18 protein-coding genes are annotated in these 18342 nt (G+C 53.6%); 9 read left to right on the forward strand and 9 right to left on the reverse strand.

Annotated elements, in window-relative coordinates; all coding sequences use genetic code 11:
- The first annotated feature begins 85 nt into the window (after positions 1-85).
- Entirely contained in the window at positions 86-1087 is a 1002-nt protein-coding gene (lpxM, locus tag ECL_RS07105) for a lauroyl-Kdo(2)-lipid IV(A) myristoyltransferase (protein ID WP_164928066.1), read from the forward strand.
- 51 nt (positions 1088-1138) lie between these two features.
- Here lpxM and pyk read toward each other — a convergent pair whose 3' ends face one another.
- Both pyk and ECL_RS07115 read right to left on the reverse strand, forming a co-directional pair.
- Positions 1139-2581, reverse strand: a complete 1443-nt coding sequence (pyk, locus tag ECL_RS07110; RefSeq protein ID WP_013096092.1) for a pyruvate kinase — start codon at positions 2579-2581, stop codon at positions 1139-1141.
- A gap of 140 nt (positions 2582-2721) precedes the next feature.
- The gene (locus ECL_RS07115; protein WP_029882312.1) at positions 2722-3591 is read right to left on the reverse strand and encodes a MurR/RpiR family transcriptional regulator; all 870 of its coding nucleotides are present in this window, start codon (positions 3589-3591) and stop codon (positions 2722-2724) included.
- Between the two features lie 357 nt (positions 3592-3948).
- On the opposite strand from ECL_RS07115, the gene zwf reads away from it, so the two are divergent.
- From zwf to ECL_RS07130, 3 genes are all read left to right on the forward strand, one after another.
- Positions 3949-5424 (forward strand): glucose-6-phosphate dehydrogenase, encoded by a 1476-nt coding sequence (gene zwf, locus ECL_RS07120; protein ID WP_013096094.1) that lies wholly within the window; start codon positions 3949-3951, stop codon positions 5422-5424.
- A 234-nt stretch (positions 5425-5658) separates the two neighbouring features.
- Positions 5659-7470, forward strand: coding sequence for a phosphogluconate dehydratase (gene edd / locus ECL_RS07125; RefSeq protein ID WP_013096095.1), 1812 nt, complete (start codon positions 5659-5661; stop codon positions 7468-7470).
- Positions 7471-7509: 39 nt separating this feature from the next.
- Entirely contained in the window at positions 7510-8151 is a 642-nt protein-coding gene (locus tag ECL_RS07130; protein ID WP_013096096.1) for a bifunctional 4-hydroxy-2-oxoglutarate aldolase/2-dehydro-3-deoxy-phosphogluconate aldolase, read from the forward strand.
- Between the two features lie 42 nt (positions 8152-8193).
- On the opposite strand, the gene purT is transcribed toward ECL_RS07130, so the two are convergent.
- Entirely contained in the window at positions 8194-9372 is a 1179-nt protein-coding gene (gene purT / locus ECL_RS07135; RefSeq protein ID WP_044158213.1) for a formate-dependent phosphoribosylglycinamide formyltransferase, read from the reverse strand.
- Positions 9373-9542: 170 nt separating this feature from the next.
- On the opposite strand from purT, the gene ECL_RS07140 reads away from it, so the two are divergent.
- Positions 9543-10190 (forward strand): tellurite resistance TerB family protein, encoded by a 648-nt coding sequence (locus tag ECL_RS07140; protein ID WP_013096098.1) that lies wholly within the window; start codon positions 9543-9545, stop codon positions 10188-10190.
- Between the two features lie 85 nt (positions 10191-10275).
- On the forward strand, positions 10276-12336 hold the full coding sequence (gene ptrB, locus ECL_RS07145) for an oligopeptidase B (RefSeq protein ID WP_013096099.1): 2061 nt from the start codon (positions 10276-10278) through the stop codon (positions 12334-12336).
- Here ptrB and exoX read toward each other — a convergent pair.
- From exoX to ECL_RS07160, 3 genes are all read right to left on the reverse strand, one after another.
- Positions 12333-12995, reverse strand: a complete 663-nt coding sequence (gene exoX / locus ECL_RS07150) for an exodeoxyribonuclease X (RefSeq protein ID WP_013096100.1) — start codon at positions 12993-12995, stop codon at positions 12333-12335. The two genes, ptrB and exoX, sit on opposite strands and share 4 nt — an antisense overlap.
- A gap of 23 nt (positions 12996-13018) precedes the next feature.
- Positions 13019-13669 carry a carbon-nitrogen hydrolase family protein gene (locus ECL_RS07155; protein ID WP_013096101.1) on the reverse strand — a complete coding sequence of 217 codons (651 nt, stop codon included), beginning with the start codon at positions 13667-13669 and terminating at the stop codon, positions 13019-13021.
- 109 nt (positions 13670-13778) lie between these two features.
- Positions 13779-14009, reverse strand: coding sequence for a DNA polymerase III subunit theta (locus ECL_RS07160; RefSeq protein WP_013096102.1), 231 nt, complete (start codon positions 14007-14009; stop codon positions 13779-13781).
- Between the two features lie 137 nt (positions 14010-14146).
- Between ECL_RS07160 and yobA the strand changes: the two genes are divergently transcribed.
- Genes yobA through ECL_RS07175 form a run of 3 tightly spaced genes read left to right on the forward strand, consistent with a single transcriptional unit; the run spans position 14147 to position 15744 of the window.
- Entirely contained in the window at positions 14147-14518 is a 372-nt protein-coding gene (gene yobA / locus ECL_RS07165; RefSeq protein ID WP_013096103.1) for a CopC domain-containing protein YobA, read from the forward strand.
- A 1-nt stretch (position 14519) separates the two neighbouring features.
- Entirely contained in the window at positions 14520-15389 is an 870-nt protein-coding gene (copD, locus tag ECL_RS07170; RefSeq protein ID WP_013096104.1) for a copper homeostasis membrane protein CopD, read from the forward strand.
- A 16-nt stretch (positions 15390-15405) separates the two neighbouring features.
- On the forward strand, positions 15406-15744 hold the full coding sequence (locus ECL_RS07175) for a YebY family protein (RefSeq protein WP_013096105.1): 339 nt from the start codon (positions 15406-15408) through the stop codon (positions 15742-15744).
- Positions 15745-16117: 373 nt separating this feature from the next.
- On the opposite strand, the gene ECL_RS27945 is transcribed toward ECL_RS07175, so the two are convergent.
- The 3 genes from ECL_RS27945 to ECL_RS27895 all read right to left on the reverse strand — a co-directional run bounded on the left by ECL_RS27945 (position 16118) and on the right by ECL_RS27895 (position 18019).
- Entirely contained in the window at positions 16118-16318 is a 201-nt protein-coding gene (locus ECL_RS27945) for a tyrosine-type recombinase/integrase (protein WP_350223636.1), read from the reverse strand.
- A gap of 850 nt (positions 16319-17168) precedes the next feature.
- A complete protein-coding gene (locus tag ECL_RS27890; protein ID WP_314732276.1) occupies positions 17169-17537 on the reverse strand; it encodes a glycosyltransferase family 17 protein in 369 nt (122 codons plus the stop codon).
- Between the two features lie 116 nt (positions 17538-17653).
- Positions 17654-18019 (reverse strand): glycosyltransferase family 17 protein, encoded by a 366-nt coding sequence (locus ECL_RS27895; protein ID WP_013096109.1) that lies wholly within the window; start codon positions 18017-18019, stop codon positions 17654-17656.
- Positions 18020-18342: the final 323 nt, after the last annotated feature.

Consider the following 18342-nt stretch of genomic DNA (forward strand, 5'->3'; position numbering starts at 1 on the left):
CTTCCGTTTTGTCTAAAGCCGGCGTCAGTAAGCGCCGGCTTTTTCTTTTGTGCGTGGGGCGCTGCCTCGCTACACTATCGTCATTATATTTTGCTTCACCAGACCCTGGAACCAGCATGGAAACCAAAAAAACAATATTGAGTTCATTCCTGAGTTTGAAAAATCCTTTCGCCACCCGCGTAACTGGGGCGCCTGGCTTGGCGTTTACGCGTTTGCTGGCATTGCCATGTTACCTGCCTCTGTGCGCGATCCCGTTCTGGGGAAAATTGGCCGTCTTGCAGGACGAATGGGCAAAAGTGCCCGCCGTCGCGCGCAAATCAATCTCTACTACTGCTTCCCGGAAAAGAGCGATGCCGAGCGCGAAGCGATTATTGATGACATGTATACCACCGCGCCACAGGCCATGGCGATGATGGCAGAGCTGGCGCTAAAAGGGCCAGAAAAGGTCCTTAAGCGTGTTGACTGGAAAGGGCTGGAGATCATTGACGAGATGCGCCGCAACGATGAAAAAGTGATTTTTCTCGTTCCGCACGGCTGGGGAGTGGATATTCCGGCCATGCTGATGGCATCTCAGGGCCAGAAGATGGCGGCCATGTTCCATAACCAGGGTAATAAAGTCTTTGATTTCGTCTGGAACACCGTGCGTCGTCGTTTTGGTGGACGCCTGCACGCCCGTAACGATGGTATTAAGCCGTTTATTCAGTCCGTGCGACAGGGGTACTGGGGTTATTATCTGCCGGATCAGGATCACGGTCCTGAGCACAGCGAGTTTGTCGATTTCTTTGCCACCTATAAGGCGACACTTCCGGCGATTGGCCGTCTGATGAAAGTCTGCCGCGCCCGGGTTATTCCGCTGTTCCCGGTCTACGATGGCAACACGCACCGTCTGAGCATTGAGGTTCGCCCGCCGATGGACGACTTACTGACCGCGGACGATAACACCATCGCGCGTCGCATGAACGAAGAGGTGGAGGTGTTGGTGGGACCGCATCTTGAGCAATACACGTGGATCCTGAAGTTGCTCAAAACGCGTAAGCCTGGCGAGAAAGAGCCGTATCAGCGCAAAGAACTTTACCCAAAGAAATAAAACCCCTCACGCTGACCCTCTCCCCGTGGGGGAGAGGGAAACATCTGTTTATTATTCGACGGTTAATACGCGGGTGGTGTTGGTTGAGCCGATGGTGCTCATGACATCACCCTGGGTCACGATGACAATATCACCGGATACCAGGTAGCCTTTGTCGCGCAGCAGATTAACGGCATCGTGCGCCGCTGCCACACCGTCATTGGTGCTGTCGAAGTAAACCGGGGTTACGCCGCGGTACAGCGCCGTCAGGTTCAGCGTGCGCTCGTGGCGGGACATCGCGAAGATCGGCAGACCGGAGCTGATACGGGACGTCATTAGCGCGGTACGGCCTGATTCGGTCATGGTGATGATCGCCGTGACGCCCTTCAGATGGTTAGCCGCATACATGGCGGACATCGCAATCGCTTCTTCCACGTTGTCGAACTGCACGTCCAGACGGTGTTTAGAGACGTTGATGCTTGGGATCTTCTCCGCGCCCAGACAGACGCGCGCCATCGCGGCAACGGTCTCTGCCGGGTACTGACCGGCTGCGGTTTCAGCGGAAAGCATGACCGCATCGGTACCGTCCAGCACGGCGTTAGCCACGTCCATCACCTCTGCACGGGTCGGCATTGGGTTGGTAATCATGGATTCCATCATCTGGGTTGCGGTGATTACCGCGCGGTTCAGCTGACGCGCGCGACGGATCAGCGCTTTCTGGATGCCGACCAGTTCCGGGTCGCCAATTTCCACACCCAGATCGCCACGGGCAACCATCACCACGTCAGACGCCAGAATCACATCGTCCATGGCATCCTGATCGCAAACGGCTTCCGCACGTTCAACTTTTGCTACGATTTTGGCGTCGCAGCCGGCATCACGCGCCAGACGGCGGGCATAGTTCAGGTCTTCGCCGCAGCGCGGGAAGGAGACGGCCAGATAGTCCACGCCGATCAGCGCCGCGGTAACGATATCCGCTTTGTCTTTATCGGTCAGCGCTTCGGCAGACAGACCACCGCCGAGCTTGTTGATCCCTTTGTTGTTAGAGAGTGGGCCGCCGACGGTGACTTCGGTGAACACCTTCATCCCCTGAACTTCCAGCACTTTCAGCTGAACACGACCGTCGTCGAGCAGCAGGATATCGCCAGGCACAACGTCAGCCGGCAGACCTTTATAGTCGATACCCACTTTCTCTTTATCGCCTTCACCTTTACCCAGGTTGGCATCAAGCAGGAATTTATCGCCGATATTGAGGAATACTTTGCCTTCTTTGAAGGTCGAGACACGAATTTTTGGACCCTGCAGGTCACCGAGGATAGCAACATGGCGGCCCAGTTTAGCCGCGATCTCACGCACTTTGTCGGCACGTAATTTATGGTCTTCTGGCGTACCGTGAGAGAAGTTCATACGCACCACGTTGGCACCCGCGGCGATAATCTTTTCGAGGTTATTATCGCGATCGGTGGCCGGGCCTAAGGTGGTGACGATCTTGGTTCTGCGAAGCCTTCTGGACATGTAATACTCCGTTGACTGAAACAACTTTGGTGTTGCGTGAAGATTGAATCGGCCTTCATCTGCTGCAAAGCAACCGCGAGGGGACCGAATGCCGTAAATCGTTACATCGTAATTATTCGTTACGTCTTAGTTATCTACTATTAGGGAACATCGCTCTTTATAAGCAATTCTTTATCAAAACGCGATTCCTTGAGCGCTTCCTTGACACGCTTCAAGTTATCTCTGAATTTAGCGCCGCGGCGTAAGGTAAAACCGGTTGCCAGGACGTCAATCACCGTCAGCTGCGCCAGACGGGAGACCATTGGCATATAGATATCCGTATCTTCCGGAACGTCCAGAGTGATGGCGAGCGTGGCTTCTCTTGCCAGCGGCGTGCCTGCCGTCGTGAGGGCGATAACCATGGCATCGTTTTCACGCGCCAGCTGCGCCAGCTCAACCTGACTTTTAGTGCGCCCGGTATGGGAAATCAGGACCACCACGTCATCCTCGCTACAATTCATACAGCTCATGCGTTGCAACACGATGTCATCGGAATAAATGACCGGGACGTTAAAGCGGAAGAATTTATTCATGGCATCATGCGCCACGGCCGCCGACGAACCGAGTCCGAAGAACGCAATTCGCTTGGCCTGGGTCAGCAAATCGACCGCCCGGTTGACAGAACTCATATCCAGCGACTGACGCACGTGGTCAAGCGTGGCCATGGCCGATTCAAATATTTTCGCCGTGTATGCATCAACGCTGTCGTCTTCATCCACATTGCGATTAACATAGGGCGTACCATTTGCCAGACTTTGTGCCAGATGCAGTTTAAAATCAGGAAAGCCACGCGTTTCCAGGCTCCGGCAGAACCGATTCACCGTCGGCTCGCTGACACCTGCATCCTGTGCCAGAGCGGCGATGCTTGAATGAATCGCCTGAGCAGGCGAGGCGAGAATAACTTCAGCCACTTTTCGCTCGGATTTGCTAAGGTGTTCCAGTTGAAACTGGATTTTTTCCAGCATGTTCATGTTAACAGGACGCTCATGGGTGTAAACGATTTCATCCATAGATGAAATTGAGATTCGATTTAGCCGATATTACCCTCGTGGCTTCCATAAAGGGTAACAGTCGACAAGATAATGTTGTTGTTTTTTTTCATTACTTGATCGGTGTCGGGTTTTACTGTGACCGTGTTGCGCAAAGAATCGACGCTTGTTGCGTCATCAGGCCAGCGTAATCCTCTTAAGGGGTGAAAAATCGCCGTATCGCACGCGACGTTAAGCGCTAATGGTTTCGGGACTGACGTAAAAGCAGTACAGTGCATTGTAATAAAATTACAACGATACCTGGCAGAAGCACCAGGTGATCCAACTGAGGAGAATGACATGGCGGTAACGCAAACAGCCCAGGCATGTGACCTGGTCATTTTCGGCGCGAAAGGCGATCTTGCACGCCGAAAATTGCTGCCTTCCCTGTATCAACTGGAGAAAGCGGGCCAACTTCATCCGGATACCCGTATCCTGGGTGTAGGGCGCGCCGACTGGGACAAGGACGCATACACCAAAGTCGTGCGTGAAGCGCTCGAAACTTTCATGAAAGAGAAAATTGATGAAAGTTTGTGGGATACCCTGAGCGGACGTCTCGATTTCTGCAATCTGGATGTGAACGACGTGAGCGCGTTTACCCGTCTGGGTGAGATGCTGGATCAGAAAAACCGGGTCACCATCAACTATTTCGCCATGCCACCAAGCACCTTCGGCGCCATCTGTAAAGGTCTGGGCGAAGCGAATCTGAACGCCAAACCTGCGAGTGTGGTAATGGAAAAACCGCTGGGTACCTCGCTGTCAACTTCCCGCGAAATCAACGACCAGGTGGGCGAATACTTCGAAGAGTGCCAGGTCTACCGCATCGACCACTATCTGGGCAAAGAGACGGTACTGAACCTGCTGGCGCTGCGTTTTGCCAACTCCCTGTTTGTGAACAACTGGGACAACCGTACCATCGACCACGTGGAAATCACCGTGGCCGAAGAGGTGGGTATCGAAGGCCGCTGGGGTTACTTTGACCAGGCCGGTCAGATGCGTGACATGATCCAGAACCACCTGCTGCAGGTACTCTGCATGATTGCCATGTCTCCGCCATCAGACCTGACCGCTGACAGCATCCGCGACGCGAAGGTGAAAGTGCTGAAGTCACTGCGTCGTATCGACCGTTCTAACGTGCGCGAGAAGACGGTGCGTGGTCAGTACACATCCGGCTTTGCGCAGGGAAAAAAAGTCCCTGGTTATCTGGAAGAAGAGGGCGCGAACAAGTCCAGCAACACTGAGACGTTCGTGGCGATCCGCGTGGATATCGATGACTGGCGTTGGGCGGGGGTGCCGTTCTACCTGCGTACCGGTAAACGTCTGCCAGCCAAATGCTCTGAAGTTGTCGTTTACTTCAAAAACCCTGAGCTGAACCTGTTTAAAGAGTCGTGGCAGGAGCTGCCGCAGAACAAACTGACTATCCGTCTGCAGCCGGATGAAGGTGTGGATATCCAGATCCTGAACAAAGTGCCGGGGCTGGATCACAAACATAACCTGCAGACCACCAAACTGGATCTGAGCTACTCCGAGACCTTCAATCAAACGCACCTGGCGGATGCTTACGAGCGCCTGCTGCTGGAAACCATGCGCGGTATCCAGGCGCTGTTTGTGCGTCGCGACGAAGTGGAAGAGGCGTGGAAATGGGTCGACTCCATCACCGAAGCCTGGGCTGCCGATCAGGATCCGCCAAAACCGTATCAGGCGGGCACCTGGGGACCTGTCGCCTCCGTGGCGATGATCACCCGTGATGGCCGCTCCTGGAACGAGTTTGAGTAAGATAATCCTCTAGCCCGAAGGTGTTATTTTACCGGTAACATGATCTAACACAGCTAGTGGCACAATTTTTATACTTTTAAGCTCCGCGTGGATTCACCCGCGGGGCTTTTTTTATTACACTGCCGGAAGCGATTTTGCCCCTGAGCTCCGGACAGCAAGCGTTTCAGCGTTGTTAACAACTGCCAGCGACTTTGTAAACTCCCGAGCCCGGACAGATAAATTAGAGGAGCTTTTATGAATCCGACATTGTTACGCGTAACACAACGCATTATCGAGCGCTCGAAAGAGACCCGTTCGGCCTACCTCGCCCGCATTGAACAGGCTAAGACCAATACCGTACATCGCTCGCAGCTGGCCTGCGGTAATCTGGCGCACGGTTTCGCCGCTTGTCAGCCTGAAGACAAAGCCTCATTAAAGAGCATGCTGCGTAACAATATCGCCATCATTACCTCCTATAACGACATGCTCTCCGCGCATCAGCCGTACGAAGTGTACCCGGACATCATCCGTAAAGCGCTGCACAGCGTGAATGCGGTGGGCCAGGTGGCGGGGGGCGTGCCGGCCATGTGTGACGGTGTGACCCAGGGGCAGGACGGGATGGAGCTGTCGCTGCTGAGCCGCGAAGTCATTGCCATGTCTGCAGCGGTCGGTCTTTCTCACAATATGTTCGATGGCGCGCTGTACCTCGGCGTGTGCGACAAGATTGTCCCGGGGCTCGCCATGGCGGCGCTGTCGTTTGGTCATCTTCCGACCATTTTTGTGCCGTCAGGTCCGATGGCCAGCGGTTTGCCAAACAAAGAAAAAGTGCGTATCCGCCAGCTGTATGCCGAAGGTAAAGCAGACCGCCAGGCGCTGCTGGAAGCGGAAGCCGCCTCTTACCATGCGCCGGGTACCTGTACCTTCTACGGTACGGCCAACACCAACCAGATGGTGGTGGAATTTATGGGGATGCAGCTTCCGGGCTCCTCCTTCATTCAACCCGATGCGCCGCTGCGCAAGGCTCTGACCGAAGCCGCCGCCCGTCAGGTGACGCGTCTGACCGGGAACGGCAACGAGTGGATGCCGCTGGGTAAAATGGTCGACGAGAAAGTGATCGTCAACGGCATCGTGGCCCTGCTGGCAACGGGGGGCTCAACCAACCACACCATGCACCTTGTGGCAATGGCACGTGCGGCTGGCATCCTGATCAACTGGGATGATTTCTCCGACATCTCTTCCGTGGTGCCGCTGATGGCGCGCCTGTATCCGAACGGTCCGGCAGACATTAACCACTTCCAGGCCGCCGGTGGTGTACCGGTGTTGATGCGTGAGCTGCTCAAGGGCGGTCTGCTGCACGAAGACGTGAACACGGTGGCGGGTTATGGTCTGCATCGCTATACCCTTGAGCCGTGGCTGAACAACGGTGAGCTGGACTGGCGTGATGGGGCGAGCGCCTCTCTTGATCCGCAGGTCATTGCTACCTTCGAACAGCCGTTCTCACGCCACGGCGGCACGAAAGTGCTGAGCGGCAACCTGGGACGCGCGGTGATGAAAACCTCTGCCGTGCCGGAAGAGAACCAGGTGATTGAAGCCCCGGCAGTGGTCTTTGAGAGCCAGCATGATGTTTTACCTGCCTTTGATGCGGGCCTTCTCGACAAGGATTGCGTGGTGGTGGTGCGTCATCAGGGACCCAAAGCGAACGGGATGCCAGAATTACATAAACTTATGCCACCACTTGGTGTATTATTGGACCGCCGTTTCAAAATTGCACTGGTCACCGATGGACGCCTCTCGGGTGCCTCAGGTAAAGTGCCTTCAGCCATCCACGTAACGCCTGAAGCGTATGATGGTGGTTTGCTGGCTAAGGTGCGTGACGGCGACATCATCCGCGTCAATGGCCAGACAGGTGAGTTAACCCTGCTGGTGGACGAAGCCGAGCTGGCGGCCCGTCAGCCGCATATTCCAGACCTGAGCGCATCGCGCGTGGGAACCGGACGCGAAATGTTTGGCGCGCTGCGTGAGAAACTCTCCGGGGCGGAGCAGGGCGCAACCTGTATTACGTTTTAAGACGACTTGATTTTATCGATCTGGCGAGAGAAAACTCTGATGAAAAACTGGAAAACAAGTGCAGAAGCAATCCTGACCACTGGCCCCGTTGTGCCGGTTATCGTGGTGAACAAACTGGAGCACGCGGTACCGATGGCGAAAGCGCTGGTTGCGGGTGGCGTTCGCGTTCTGGAAGTGACCCTGCGTACCGCCTGCGCGATGGACGCGATTCGCGCAATCGCTAAAGAAGTGCCGGATGCCATCATTGGTGCGGGTACCGTTACGAACGCAAAACAGCTGGCTGAAGTGACCGAAGCGGGCGCGCAGTTTGCCATCAGCCCGGGTCTGACCGAGCCGCTGTTAAAAGCGGCAACCGAGGGCACCATCCCGCTGATCCCCGGGATCAGCACCGTTTCTGAACTGATGCTGGGCATGGACTACGGTCTGAAAGAGTTCAAATTCTTCCCTGCAGAAGCCAACGGCGGCACCAAAGCGCTGCAGGCGATTGCGGGTCCCTTCTCTCAGGTGCGTTTCTGCCCGACGGGCGGCATCTCTCCGGCCAACTACCGTGATTACCTGGCGCTGAAGAGCGTGCTGTGCATCGGCGGCTCCTGGCTGGTACCGGCGGATGCCCTGGAAGCAGGCGACTGGGATCGCATCACCAGACTGGCTCGCGAAGCGGTTGAAGGCGCGAGGCAGTAAGCACCTCGCATCATGAAAAACGGGCCATCAGGCCCGTTTTTTTTATCCGTTAACGCTAACCGCGGCAGCGGCAGCTTTCGCCCTTGCCACGGCATCATCCACGCTATCGCCAGTGGCTAATGCCACGCCCAGTCGACGCGTACCGTCGATCTCCGGTTTCCCGAACAGGCGAACCTGCAGACCTGCCCCAACCGCGCCTTCAACGTTGTCAAAGGTGATGTTCTGGCTGGTCAGTTGCGGGAGGATCACCGCCGAGGCGGTCGGACCATACTGGCGAATACCGCCAACCGGCAGGCCGAGGAACGCGCGCACGTGCAGGGCGAACTCGGAGAGATCCTGGGAAATCAGGGTCACCATCCCGGTATCGTGCGGGCGAGGGGACACTTCGCTGAATATCACCTCATCACCGCAGACAAACAGTTCCACACCGAACAGGCCGTAACCGCCCAGCGCCAGCACCGTTTTACGGGCGATCTCCTGCGCGCGCGCCAGCGCCAGGGCACTCATCTGCTGCGGCTGCCAGGATTCACGGTAATCGCCATCCTCCTGACGGTGTCCAATCGGATCGCAGAAATGGACACCATCAACGGCACTGACGGTCAGGAGGGTAATTTCGAAATCAAACTTCACCACGCCTTCAACAATCACGCGACCGGCTCCGGCGCGACCGCCCTGTTGGGCATAATCCCATGCCTTGTCCAGCGTGCTGCTGTCGCGGATGAAGCTCTGCCCTTTACCGGAGGAACTCATCACCGGCTTAATGATGCACGGATAGCCAATCTCCTCAACGGCCTGCAGGAAAGCAGCTTTATCGCCGGCAAAACGATAGCCAGAGGTGGGTAATCCCAGCTCTTCCGCCGCCAGGCGACGAATGCCTTCGCGATTCATGGTCAGCTTCGCGGCCTTTGCACAGGGCACCACGCGCTGGCCTTCCTGTTCAAGGGCAAGCAGCGTATCGGTGGCGATGGCTTCGATTTCCGGTACGACAAAATCCGGTTTCTCACGCGTAATCAGCTCGCGCAGGGCATCGCCATCCAGCATGTTAATCACATAAGAACGGTGGGCAACGTGCATGGCGGGTGCATCGGCGTACCGGTCTACGGCAATGACTTCCACGCCTAAACGCTGACACTCAATGGCGACCTCTTTGCCCAGTTCACCCGATCCCAACAGCATTACACGCGTCGCCGCAGGTCGCAGCGCGGTTCCTAAACGAGTCATAACAATCCCCCTGAAAAAGTTGCGCGCAGTATAAACGAAAACGTTTGCGTGTGTCTTGATCGGGGCCCGTGCGCGGGGAAGAAATTTGCGCTTCTTTAGCCCCGCCAGACATTTCCTGACGCCTGCTCGCTTACGCTGTGGAATATGTACACCGTTAAGTGAGGGAAACCATGTCTGGCTGGTTAAATCAATTGCAATCACTGTTAGGGCAGAAAACGTCGCCATCCGGCGAGCAGGGGCTGAGCAAACTGGTCCCCGGGGCGCTCGGCGGGCTGGCGGGCCTGCTGGTGGCGAATAAATCCTCGCGCAAGTTGCTGGCAAAATATGGCACCGGCGCGTTACTGGCCGGTGGCGGAGCCATTGCGGGCACGGTTCTGTGGAATAAATACAAGGACAGAGTACGAACCGCACATAGCGATGAACCCGATTATGGTCAGCACACATCACCGTTGGATCTGCGCACTGAACGGCTGATCCTTGCGCTGGTTTTTGCCGCGAAAAGTGACGGGCATATCGACGATAAAGAACGGTCGGCGATTGAGCAGCAGCTGCGGGAGGCCGGTGTGGAAGAGCAGGACAGAACGCTGGTGGCTCAGGCCATCGAACAGCCGCTGGATCCGCAGCGCCTTGCGCAAAGCGTAAAGAATGAGGAGGAGGCGCTTGAACTTTATTTTTTAAGCTGTGCCGCCATTGATATTGACCACTTTATGGAGCGCAGCTACCTCAATGCCCTCGGCGACGCGTTGAAGATCCCTCAGGACGTGCGCGACAGCATTGAGAAGGATATCAGGGAGCAAAAACAGGCGTTAGCGGGTTAACTGTCACCGTCGCGGTCATGTTTCGCTTGCATCATGCGCGTGTTTTGCCAACCTTATAGGGTGTAAAACTCAAAAGAAACATGACATGCCACCAAAAGCCCGACGTACTCCTTATGCGATCACCACGCATGGCGATACGCGCATTGACAACTATTACTGGCTCCGGGACGATTCGCGTTCCCGGCCAGAGGTGCTCGACTATTTGCACGCGGAAAATGACTATGGCCGCAAGGTCATGGCCAGCCAGCAGGCGCTTCAGGATCAGTTGCTGAATGAAATGGTGCAGCGTATTCCCCAGCGCGATGTCTCCGCACCCTGGACCAAAAACGGCTATCGTTATCGCCATATCTACGAGCCCGGTAACGAATATCCCATCTACCAGCGTCAGTCGGTGTTAAGCGCCGAGTGGGATGAATGGGATATTTTGCTGGATGCTAACCAGCGTGCTGCCCACAGCGAGTTTTATACGCTGGGCGGCATGTCGGTCTCGCCCGATAACGCCATTATGGCGCTGGCGGAAGATTACCTCTCCCGGCGTCAGTACGGCCTGCGTTTTCGCAATCTGGTAACCGGTAACTGGTACCCGGAGATGATTGCGAACGTTTCGCCGGATTTTGTCTGGGCGAATGATTCTGAAACCGTCTATTACGTGAAGAAACATGCCTCCACGCTGCTGCCTTATCAGGTATGGCGTCATACCGTCGGCACCAGTGCGGATGATGACGAGCTGGTCTACGAAGAGAAAGATGAAACGTTCTATGTCAGTCTGCATAAAACGTCGTCACGCCACTATGTGATTATCTTCCTCGCCAGCGCAACCACCTCTGAAGTTCTGCTCCTGGATGCCGAGCTGCCTGATGCGCAGCCGCTCTGCTTCCTGCCGCGTCGTAAAGATCATGAGTACAGCCTGGATCACTTCCAGCACAGCTTTTACCTGCGCTCTAACCGCGAGGGCAAAAACTTTGGCCTCTATAAAACCAAAGTACGCGATGAACGGAAATGGGAAGTGCTCATTCCTGCGCGGGAACAGGTGATGCTCGAAGGATTTACCCTCTTTACCGACTGGCTGGTGGTGGAAGAGCGCCAGCGGGGGCTGACCAGCCTGCGGCAAATTAACCGCAAAACGCGGGAGGTCATCGGGATTGCGTTTGACGATCCGGCCTATGTTACGTGGATTGGGTTTAATCCCGAGCCGGAATCTTCCCGCTTGCGCTATGGCTACTCGTCAATGACCACGCCGGATACGCTGTTTGAGCTGGACATGGAGACCGGACAACGTCAGGTGCTTAAGCAGTCTGAGGTAAAAGGGTTTGATTCCGATAACTACCGAAGCGAACACCTGTGGGTCACCGCCCGGGATGGCGTCGAGGTGCCCGTCTCGCTCGTCTATCACAAGGCGCATTTCCAGAAAGGGAAAAACCCGATCCTGGTCTACGGGTATGGCTCCTACGGCTCAAGCATGGATGCCGATTTCAGCAGCAGCAGATTAAGCCTGCTCGATCGTGGCTTTGTTTTCGCCATCGCCCACGTGCGCGGTGGCGGCGAGCTGGGCCAGCACTGGTACGAAGACGGGAAATTCCTGAAGAAGAAAAACACCTTTAACGACTACCTCGACGTCTGCGATGCGCTAATAGAGCAGGGTTATGGCGATCCGCAGCTCTGCTTTGGCATGGGCGGCAGTGCGGGAGGGCTGCTGATGGGGGCGGCCATTAACCAGCGTCCTGACCGCTTCAAAGGGGTCATCGCGCAGGTTCCGTTTGTCGACGTGGTGACCACAATGCTGGATGAGTCTATTCCGCTGACGACTGGTGAGTTTGAAGAGTGGGGGAATCCTCAGGACGAGATCTATTACCGCTATATGAAAGAGTACAGCCCGTACGATAACGTGGAAGCCAAAGCCTATCCGCACATGCTGGTGACCACCGGTCTGCACGATTCACAGGTGCAATACTGGGAGCCCGCAAAGTGGGTGGCGAAGCTGCGTGAGCTGAAAACTGATAATAACCTGCTGCTACTCTGTACCGACATGGACTCCGGACACGGCGGGAAATCGGGACGATTCAAATCGTATGAAGGGGTCGCGCTGGAGTATGCCTTTTTGATTGGCCTGGCGCAGGAAACGCTGCCAGGCCGTGCCGGAAGTTAAGCTTCACCCAGATAGTGCTTGAGCGTTAAGCGAAGCTCCGGGCTCATTTTGTCGAGGTTGTTATACAGCCAGCGCAGGTAGCCCGGATCTTTATCGGCGATATCGGACACCGCTTTGCCGCGGTATTTGCCAAAGGTGAAGGTGGTCAGCAGCGCCGGTCGCCCGGTGATCGTCGCCATATCATCCGGCGTCCAGCCAGAGGTATTCATAATATCTATGAGTAGCGCCGCGGTAATATAGCAGTCGTACAGGGCGCGGTGATGATGCAGCCCCTCGGGCGTTCTGACGCTGAGCTTACGCGATTTATACAGCGCCATATTGCTGTATTTGATCCCCGGCCACAGACGACGCGCCAGCTTCATGGTGCAAATCCATTCGCCGGGCATCTCGGGCAGTACCCGGCGGTCAAAGCTGGCGTTGTGCGCGACATACCACGGGCTACCGTAATAGTGCGGAATGACCTCTTCAATCCAGGGTTTATCCGCCACCATCGATTCAGTAATGCGATGAATGGCCATCGCCTGCGGGCTAATCGGGCGGTCGGGACGCACCAGATGGCTCATGGGATTGACGATTTTACCGTCAATGACGTCAACAGACGCCACTTCCACTATTCCGCCCTGAAGATCGCAAGTTTCGGTATCGATGACGCGCAGCATTGAACGCTCCTGAGCTAAAACGCTTAGCCTAAAGGAATGATATCGCCTTGCCAACCCTGTCGGCCCAGAGATCCGGTCAATAATAGTTCGCCCTTATCCGCACGGACAATCAGCTGGCCTTTTTCATCCCACAGCGCGCTACCGCCACGGGCGTTCGCCATTAACACGGCAATGGCATACCTGTGCGCGAAGCGCTGCAACGTGTTGATGGACTGGCGCCAGCGGGTATCGCCCACCGACTGACAGCTGGTGAATAGCGTCGCCTGCGGATCCAGATTGGGGGAATCGGCATGCGTATCAACAATCGTCAGCTGTTTATCACCCGGCACCAGGCTGGCTCCACTTCCCTGGGGGTAGCGCAGGATGCTGTGCCGGGACGGCGAAAACAGGGCGAGGCCCTTAACGCGCTGACCATTCAGATCAAGGGGCAGACCGGCAATGATGGTGATCCGGTAACGCTTTGCGGCGGCAAGCAAAGGGGCGAGCTGTGCGTCATCGGGTGGGGGAGGTAGGTCCGTCTTTCCCGGTCCTGTTAACGAGAGTTCAGGAAAGACCAGGAGATCGCACCGCTGTTGTGCCGCTTTCGCAACGAAACGGAGATGGTGCGCTACGTGGTCATTTACACTGTGATGCTGCCCGGCATACTGGGCGGCGGCAATATTCCATTGTGACATCGTGACTTCCTTATACACAGAGTCGCAGGATATAAGAATGCACCTAAACTAATCAGGGTTTTCTTATCCTGGCATATTCCGCGTAAGGAAGTGTAACGAGTCGTTAAGCTTATTTAACTTTAGGTTCGTACGGCAAACGAGAGAGATTGACCGACGCGAGTCGGTGCGCAATCAAACGTTCGCGGAACCAGTCACGCAGATGGGCGGGTTGTTCACGTTCCACCACCTCAGCCACGATTGGCATGTTGTAACGCTCTTTAAACGCGACACCTGCGGCAGCGAGATCGACATTCACTTTATCCATCTCGTCCTGAGGAAGGGCAGCCAGATTGATCTTCATTACCTTCTCCTTTTTATGCGGCGGCAACGTTACCGCGATTGCACGATGATGACAAGCGGAGGTGGGATGATCCTCGACTCGATTATTATACAGCGTTATTCTTTAGCATACAGGCATAACAAAAAGGAATGATTGCGATGGGTTTATCCGCTTCCCGCGCTGTATGCGCGCTGGCTTTTCTCTTCTCTTCCGTTACAGCGACCCCGGTGCTGGCGCATGCGCACCTCCAGCAGCAAATCCCGGCAGCCGATAGCCAGGTAACGGCTCCTCAGACGCTTACCCTGAATTTTTCCGAAGGCATTGAACCCGGATTCAGCGGTGTCGTGGTGAAGGATGCACAGGGGAACGTGGTTAAAACCGGTGATATACAGCGTGACGAGCAGAATAAGGCCCAGTTTAATGTTCCGCTGGAGCAGACGCTGGTGACCGGCACGTACCAGGTTGACTGGCATGTGGTCTCGGTAGATGGTCACAAAACCAAAGGCAGCTATCGCTTCAGCGTGAAATAATATGCTGGCCTTCATCTACGTGGGGTTGCGCTTTATCCATTTCGGTGCGCTGATGCTGATTTTTGGTAATGCGCTGTATAGCGTCTGGTTCGCGCCGTCTTCTTTGTACCGTCTGATGTCCTGTCGTTTTCAGGTGCAGCAGCAGATTGCGGCGCTGGTCAGTCTGTTGTCGGCGCTCCTGATGTTCATGATCCAGGCGGGGCTCATGGGCAACGGCTGGGGAGACGTGTTTAACCCGAACGTCTGGCAGAGCGTGCTGGCAACGCAGTTTGGTAGCGTGTGGCTGTGGCAAATTATCCTGGGTGCAATTGCGGCCTGTGTCGCCTGGCTTGCGCCCCAGAAAGGATCGCGACTCTTGCTGCTCGTCATGGGGCAATTTGTCCTGCTGGCAGGCGTAGGGCATGCGGCAATGAACGACGGTGCAGCGGGGGCGTTGCAGCGTATCAATCACGCTCTGCATCTGCTCTGTGCCGCCACCTGGGTTGGCGGCCTCCTGCCGCTGCTGTATTGCATGCATCTGGCGAAAGGGCGCTGGCGGGTTGCGGCAATTTACACCATGATGCGCTTCTCTCGCGTGGGACATTATGCCGTAGCGGGGGTCGTGCTTACCGGCGCGATCAATGGGCTCTTTATTCTGGGCATTACGGTGCCCTGGCACACGGGCTACGTGCAACTTTTGTTGTTCAAATGTGCGCTGGTGGCATTGATGGTGGTAATTGCGCTGGTGAATCGGTATTTTCTGGTGCCACGGTTTGGTGCCCACATCGGGCGCGAACAACAGATTTTTATCAGAATGACACAGGCAGAGGTGGTGCTGGGGGCGTTGGTGCTGGCAACGGTCAGCCTGTTCGCAACCTGGGAACCCTTTTGACAAGGTTAAAAAGCATATGAAAAAGACAGTACTTTCTCTCTTATTGTTGGCCTGCACGGGTAGCGCGCTGGCGGCACCACAGGTTATTACCGTCAGCCGTTTTGAAGTGGGTAAGGATAAATGGGCGTTCAATCGTGAAGAGGTGATGCTGACCTGCCGTCCGGGTCATGCGCTGTATGCCATCAACCCAAGCACGCTGGTGCAATACCCGTTAAACGACGCGGCCGAACAGCAGGTCGCCAGCGGTAAGAGCAGCGGACAGCCCATCAGCGTTATCCAGATTGACGACCCGTCCAGCCCGGGGCAGAAAATGAGCCTGGCGCCGTTTATCGAACGCGCTGACAAGCTCTGCTAGCTTTCGGTTTCCAGTAAAAAAAACCGCAGTGGCTTGCGAAAGCACTGCGGTTTTTCATATTTATTGATGTTTTGACGCTTTTTTTCCGGCCGCTTTAGCTGTGGACTGGAAAACCTGGCGTCGTCATCTATTCTTAAAAGGCAAGGCGACTTAGCCTGCATTAATGCCAACTTTTAGCGCACGGCTCTCTCCCAAGAGCCATTTCCCTGGACCGAATACAGGAATCGTATTCGGTCTCTTTTTATCTGCTTTTTATTTCAGTCACTTGCGGCTCTTCGTCCGAAAGTTGTCCGAACTTCAATATTCGGTAATTCCCGTTATACCACACCGTTTTTAACATTCACAATTCATTTACACGCAAACTTTTATATCATCACGAATTCCTTTTTCTGCTTTCCGGGTACTTTGCGGTCATCCTCTCTGACTTATGCCCTAAGAGGCGATGGGCGAAATCTTTCCCAAACTCCTTCTTATGCATCCTGCCGGACAGACTCCGGATTTTATGGAACGATGGCGGAGTCTCCGTAAATTCTATCTCGGAAAAATTCCTCGCCTGAAGAATACCCTTTGTCAACCTGCCCAGGTTAATGTTCCCATCCGGGCTGTTTTTAGCGGTTCCCTTGGACCTATCATAAAATCGCAGCGACTTACCAGACGGAAACGATCGTCCACAGGGTAGAAGGGGATATCGATTATCGCGCGCGCATTGCGTGTGCCACTGGGGGCGTTAACGCCGGGGGTAGGGAACACCGATGATAGGGTTGTCTTGCGTCCGGGAATGCCAGTCAGTGGCATTCCGTCAACCGGATATGCTGACACCGTGACCAGCGAAGATGATATGGAAGAACCAGTGACCTGATTCATCCCGCATAGGGAGCTTACCTTGTCCAGACAGTGCTAAATCATTTTTTTCCACGGGTAGCTGTGGCCGGGTCGGACTGACGATCTTTGCAGCAAGCAAAAAGGTAATTCCGATGCCATAGCCCTGACTGAAGATACGGCAGAAATTCATGTGGCCGTTATGGCAGAACTGAATACCCTGATGCTGCGCGATGGGGTACCATCCGGAAAAGCATACTTGTCACGCATCAAAGAGGCGATCAGCCTGGCTACGGTTGCTTTAAAATGATGGCAGTTATTTAAACGTAAAATGGCTCGAAAGTCAGGTTTTACAAAATATGAAAATGGATAATTTTTATCACAGGGTTCAAAACCGTTTTAAACTGCAAGGGGGGGGATTTTTATTGAACCTCAGAGAAAATCTCTGTTTTACAGCTTTTTATTGATTTATGGATGGCTATGGCAAACAGGTTAAAAATCATTTTAGAATGAGAAAATACTATATATTGCTCAGCAGGATTGATATGGATGAACCGGTGAGACAAAAAAACTGCCAGCTAAATAGAATTTAACTGGCTTGGATTTTAAGCAATGAAATCTTTAAATCTGTCTGCATTATCTACAAGATAAGCAGGGAATTTGTCTTTGTTTAGATCCTGTTTAATCATTTTACGGTCACGATTCCATATGTCTTTAGCATTTGTCAGAGCATCAATAATATGTTCTTTGTTATTGAGGTGAGGTAAATCATATTCAGTATGAGAAATAGAAGACATTTTTTCAGAGATACGCTCAGGAGTCATTATCCATGAAAAGTGCCATCCAGCATCAGATACAATCTTTCTTCTGATTTTGAAAGTGGTTCTGGATATGAAATCTTTATGAAGTTCGGATTTTTTTACATTTCTGAATAATTCCGGTTCACCGGCAAAGTAATCTTTAAGATTACGCAATGTTGTTGCTCGTGGAAGTTTACAAAGACGATTTGTACCGTCAGTATTAAAAACCTGAAGGTTAAACTGATAATTGAAAAAATTCATGTGAAAAATAGTGCACAGTTTTTTAGGGTTTATGTTTTTGATAACTTCGGGCGAAAAATTTCATCAACATCTGAAATTAATATGATGTCATTATCTTTTGCATTTTTTAACCCGCGCATGATTGCATTACGGGTAGCTGCTTCATTTTTCCAGGCGTCGTACTCACCCGCAATACCATTTTTCAATTTTGGGAGATCGTTATATATCACATAAATTATTTTATCTTTAAATTTTTCAAATTTAGAAATATCGAAATTTAATTTTTTAGGTTTGCCAGTGAATGTGTGTGTGGATTCTACAATAACGAAGTAATCAACAACATCATTTAGAGTATTAAGACGAATATCTAGCAACATATCTTCATCGTAATATAAAAAACAATCATAAATCATCATATACATCCTTAATAATTACGCTTACTTGGCGCATTTCGTACGTTTCAACCAGCAATTCGTAACGGAATGCTAACCGAGCAGCCTCGCTGTATGCAATAGCAGACTGCCCTGTAGAGTTAAAATTGGATCCAACTATCCTGGACTTGTCATGCTATGGCGATCATTTTCTCTATCTTACCGGAGGTGAATTTTTCTGCGTTATCACATGGCATTACTGCAAAGCCGGAACGGATCACATGTGCCAGGCATGAATTTGGGTTCATAACTACTTCGCCAGTCATAAGAGGGTGCAGGCCACAGGGAGATCTTTTTTAATTGGTGAT

Origin of the sequence: Enterobacter cloacae subsp. cloacae ATCC 13047 (genome assembly GCF_000025565.1) — a bacterium.
In the GTDB taxonomy this organism is placed as follows: domain Bacteria; phylum Pseudomonadota; class Gammaproteobacteria; order Enterobacterales; family Enterobacteriaceae; genus Enterobacter; species Enterobacter cloacae.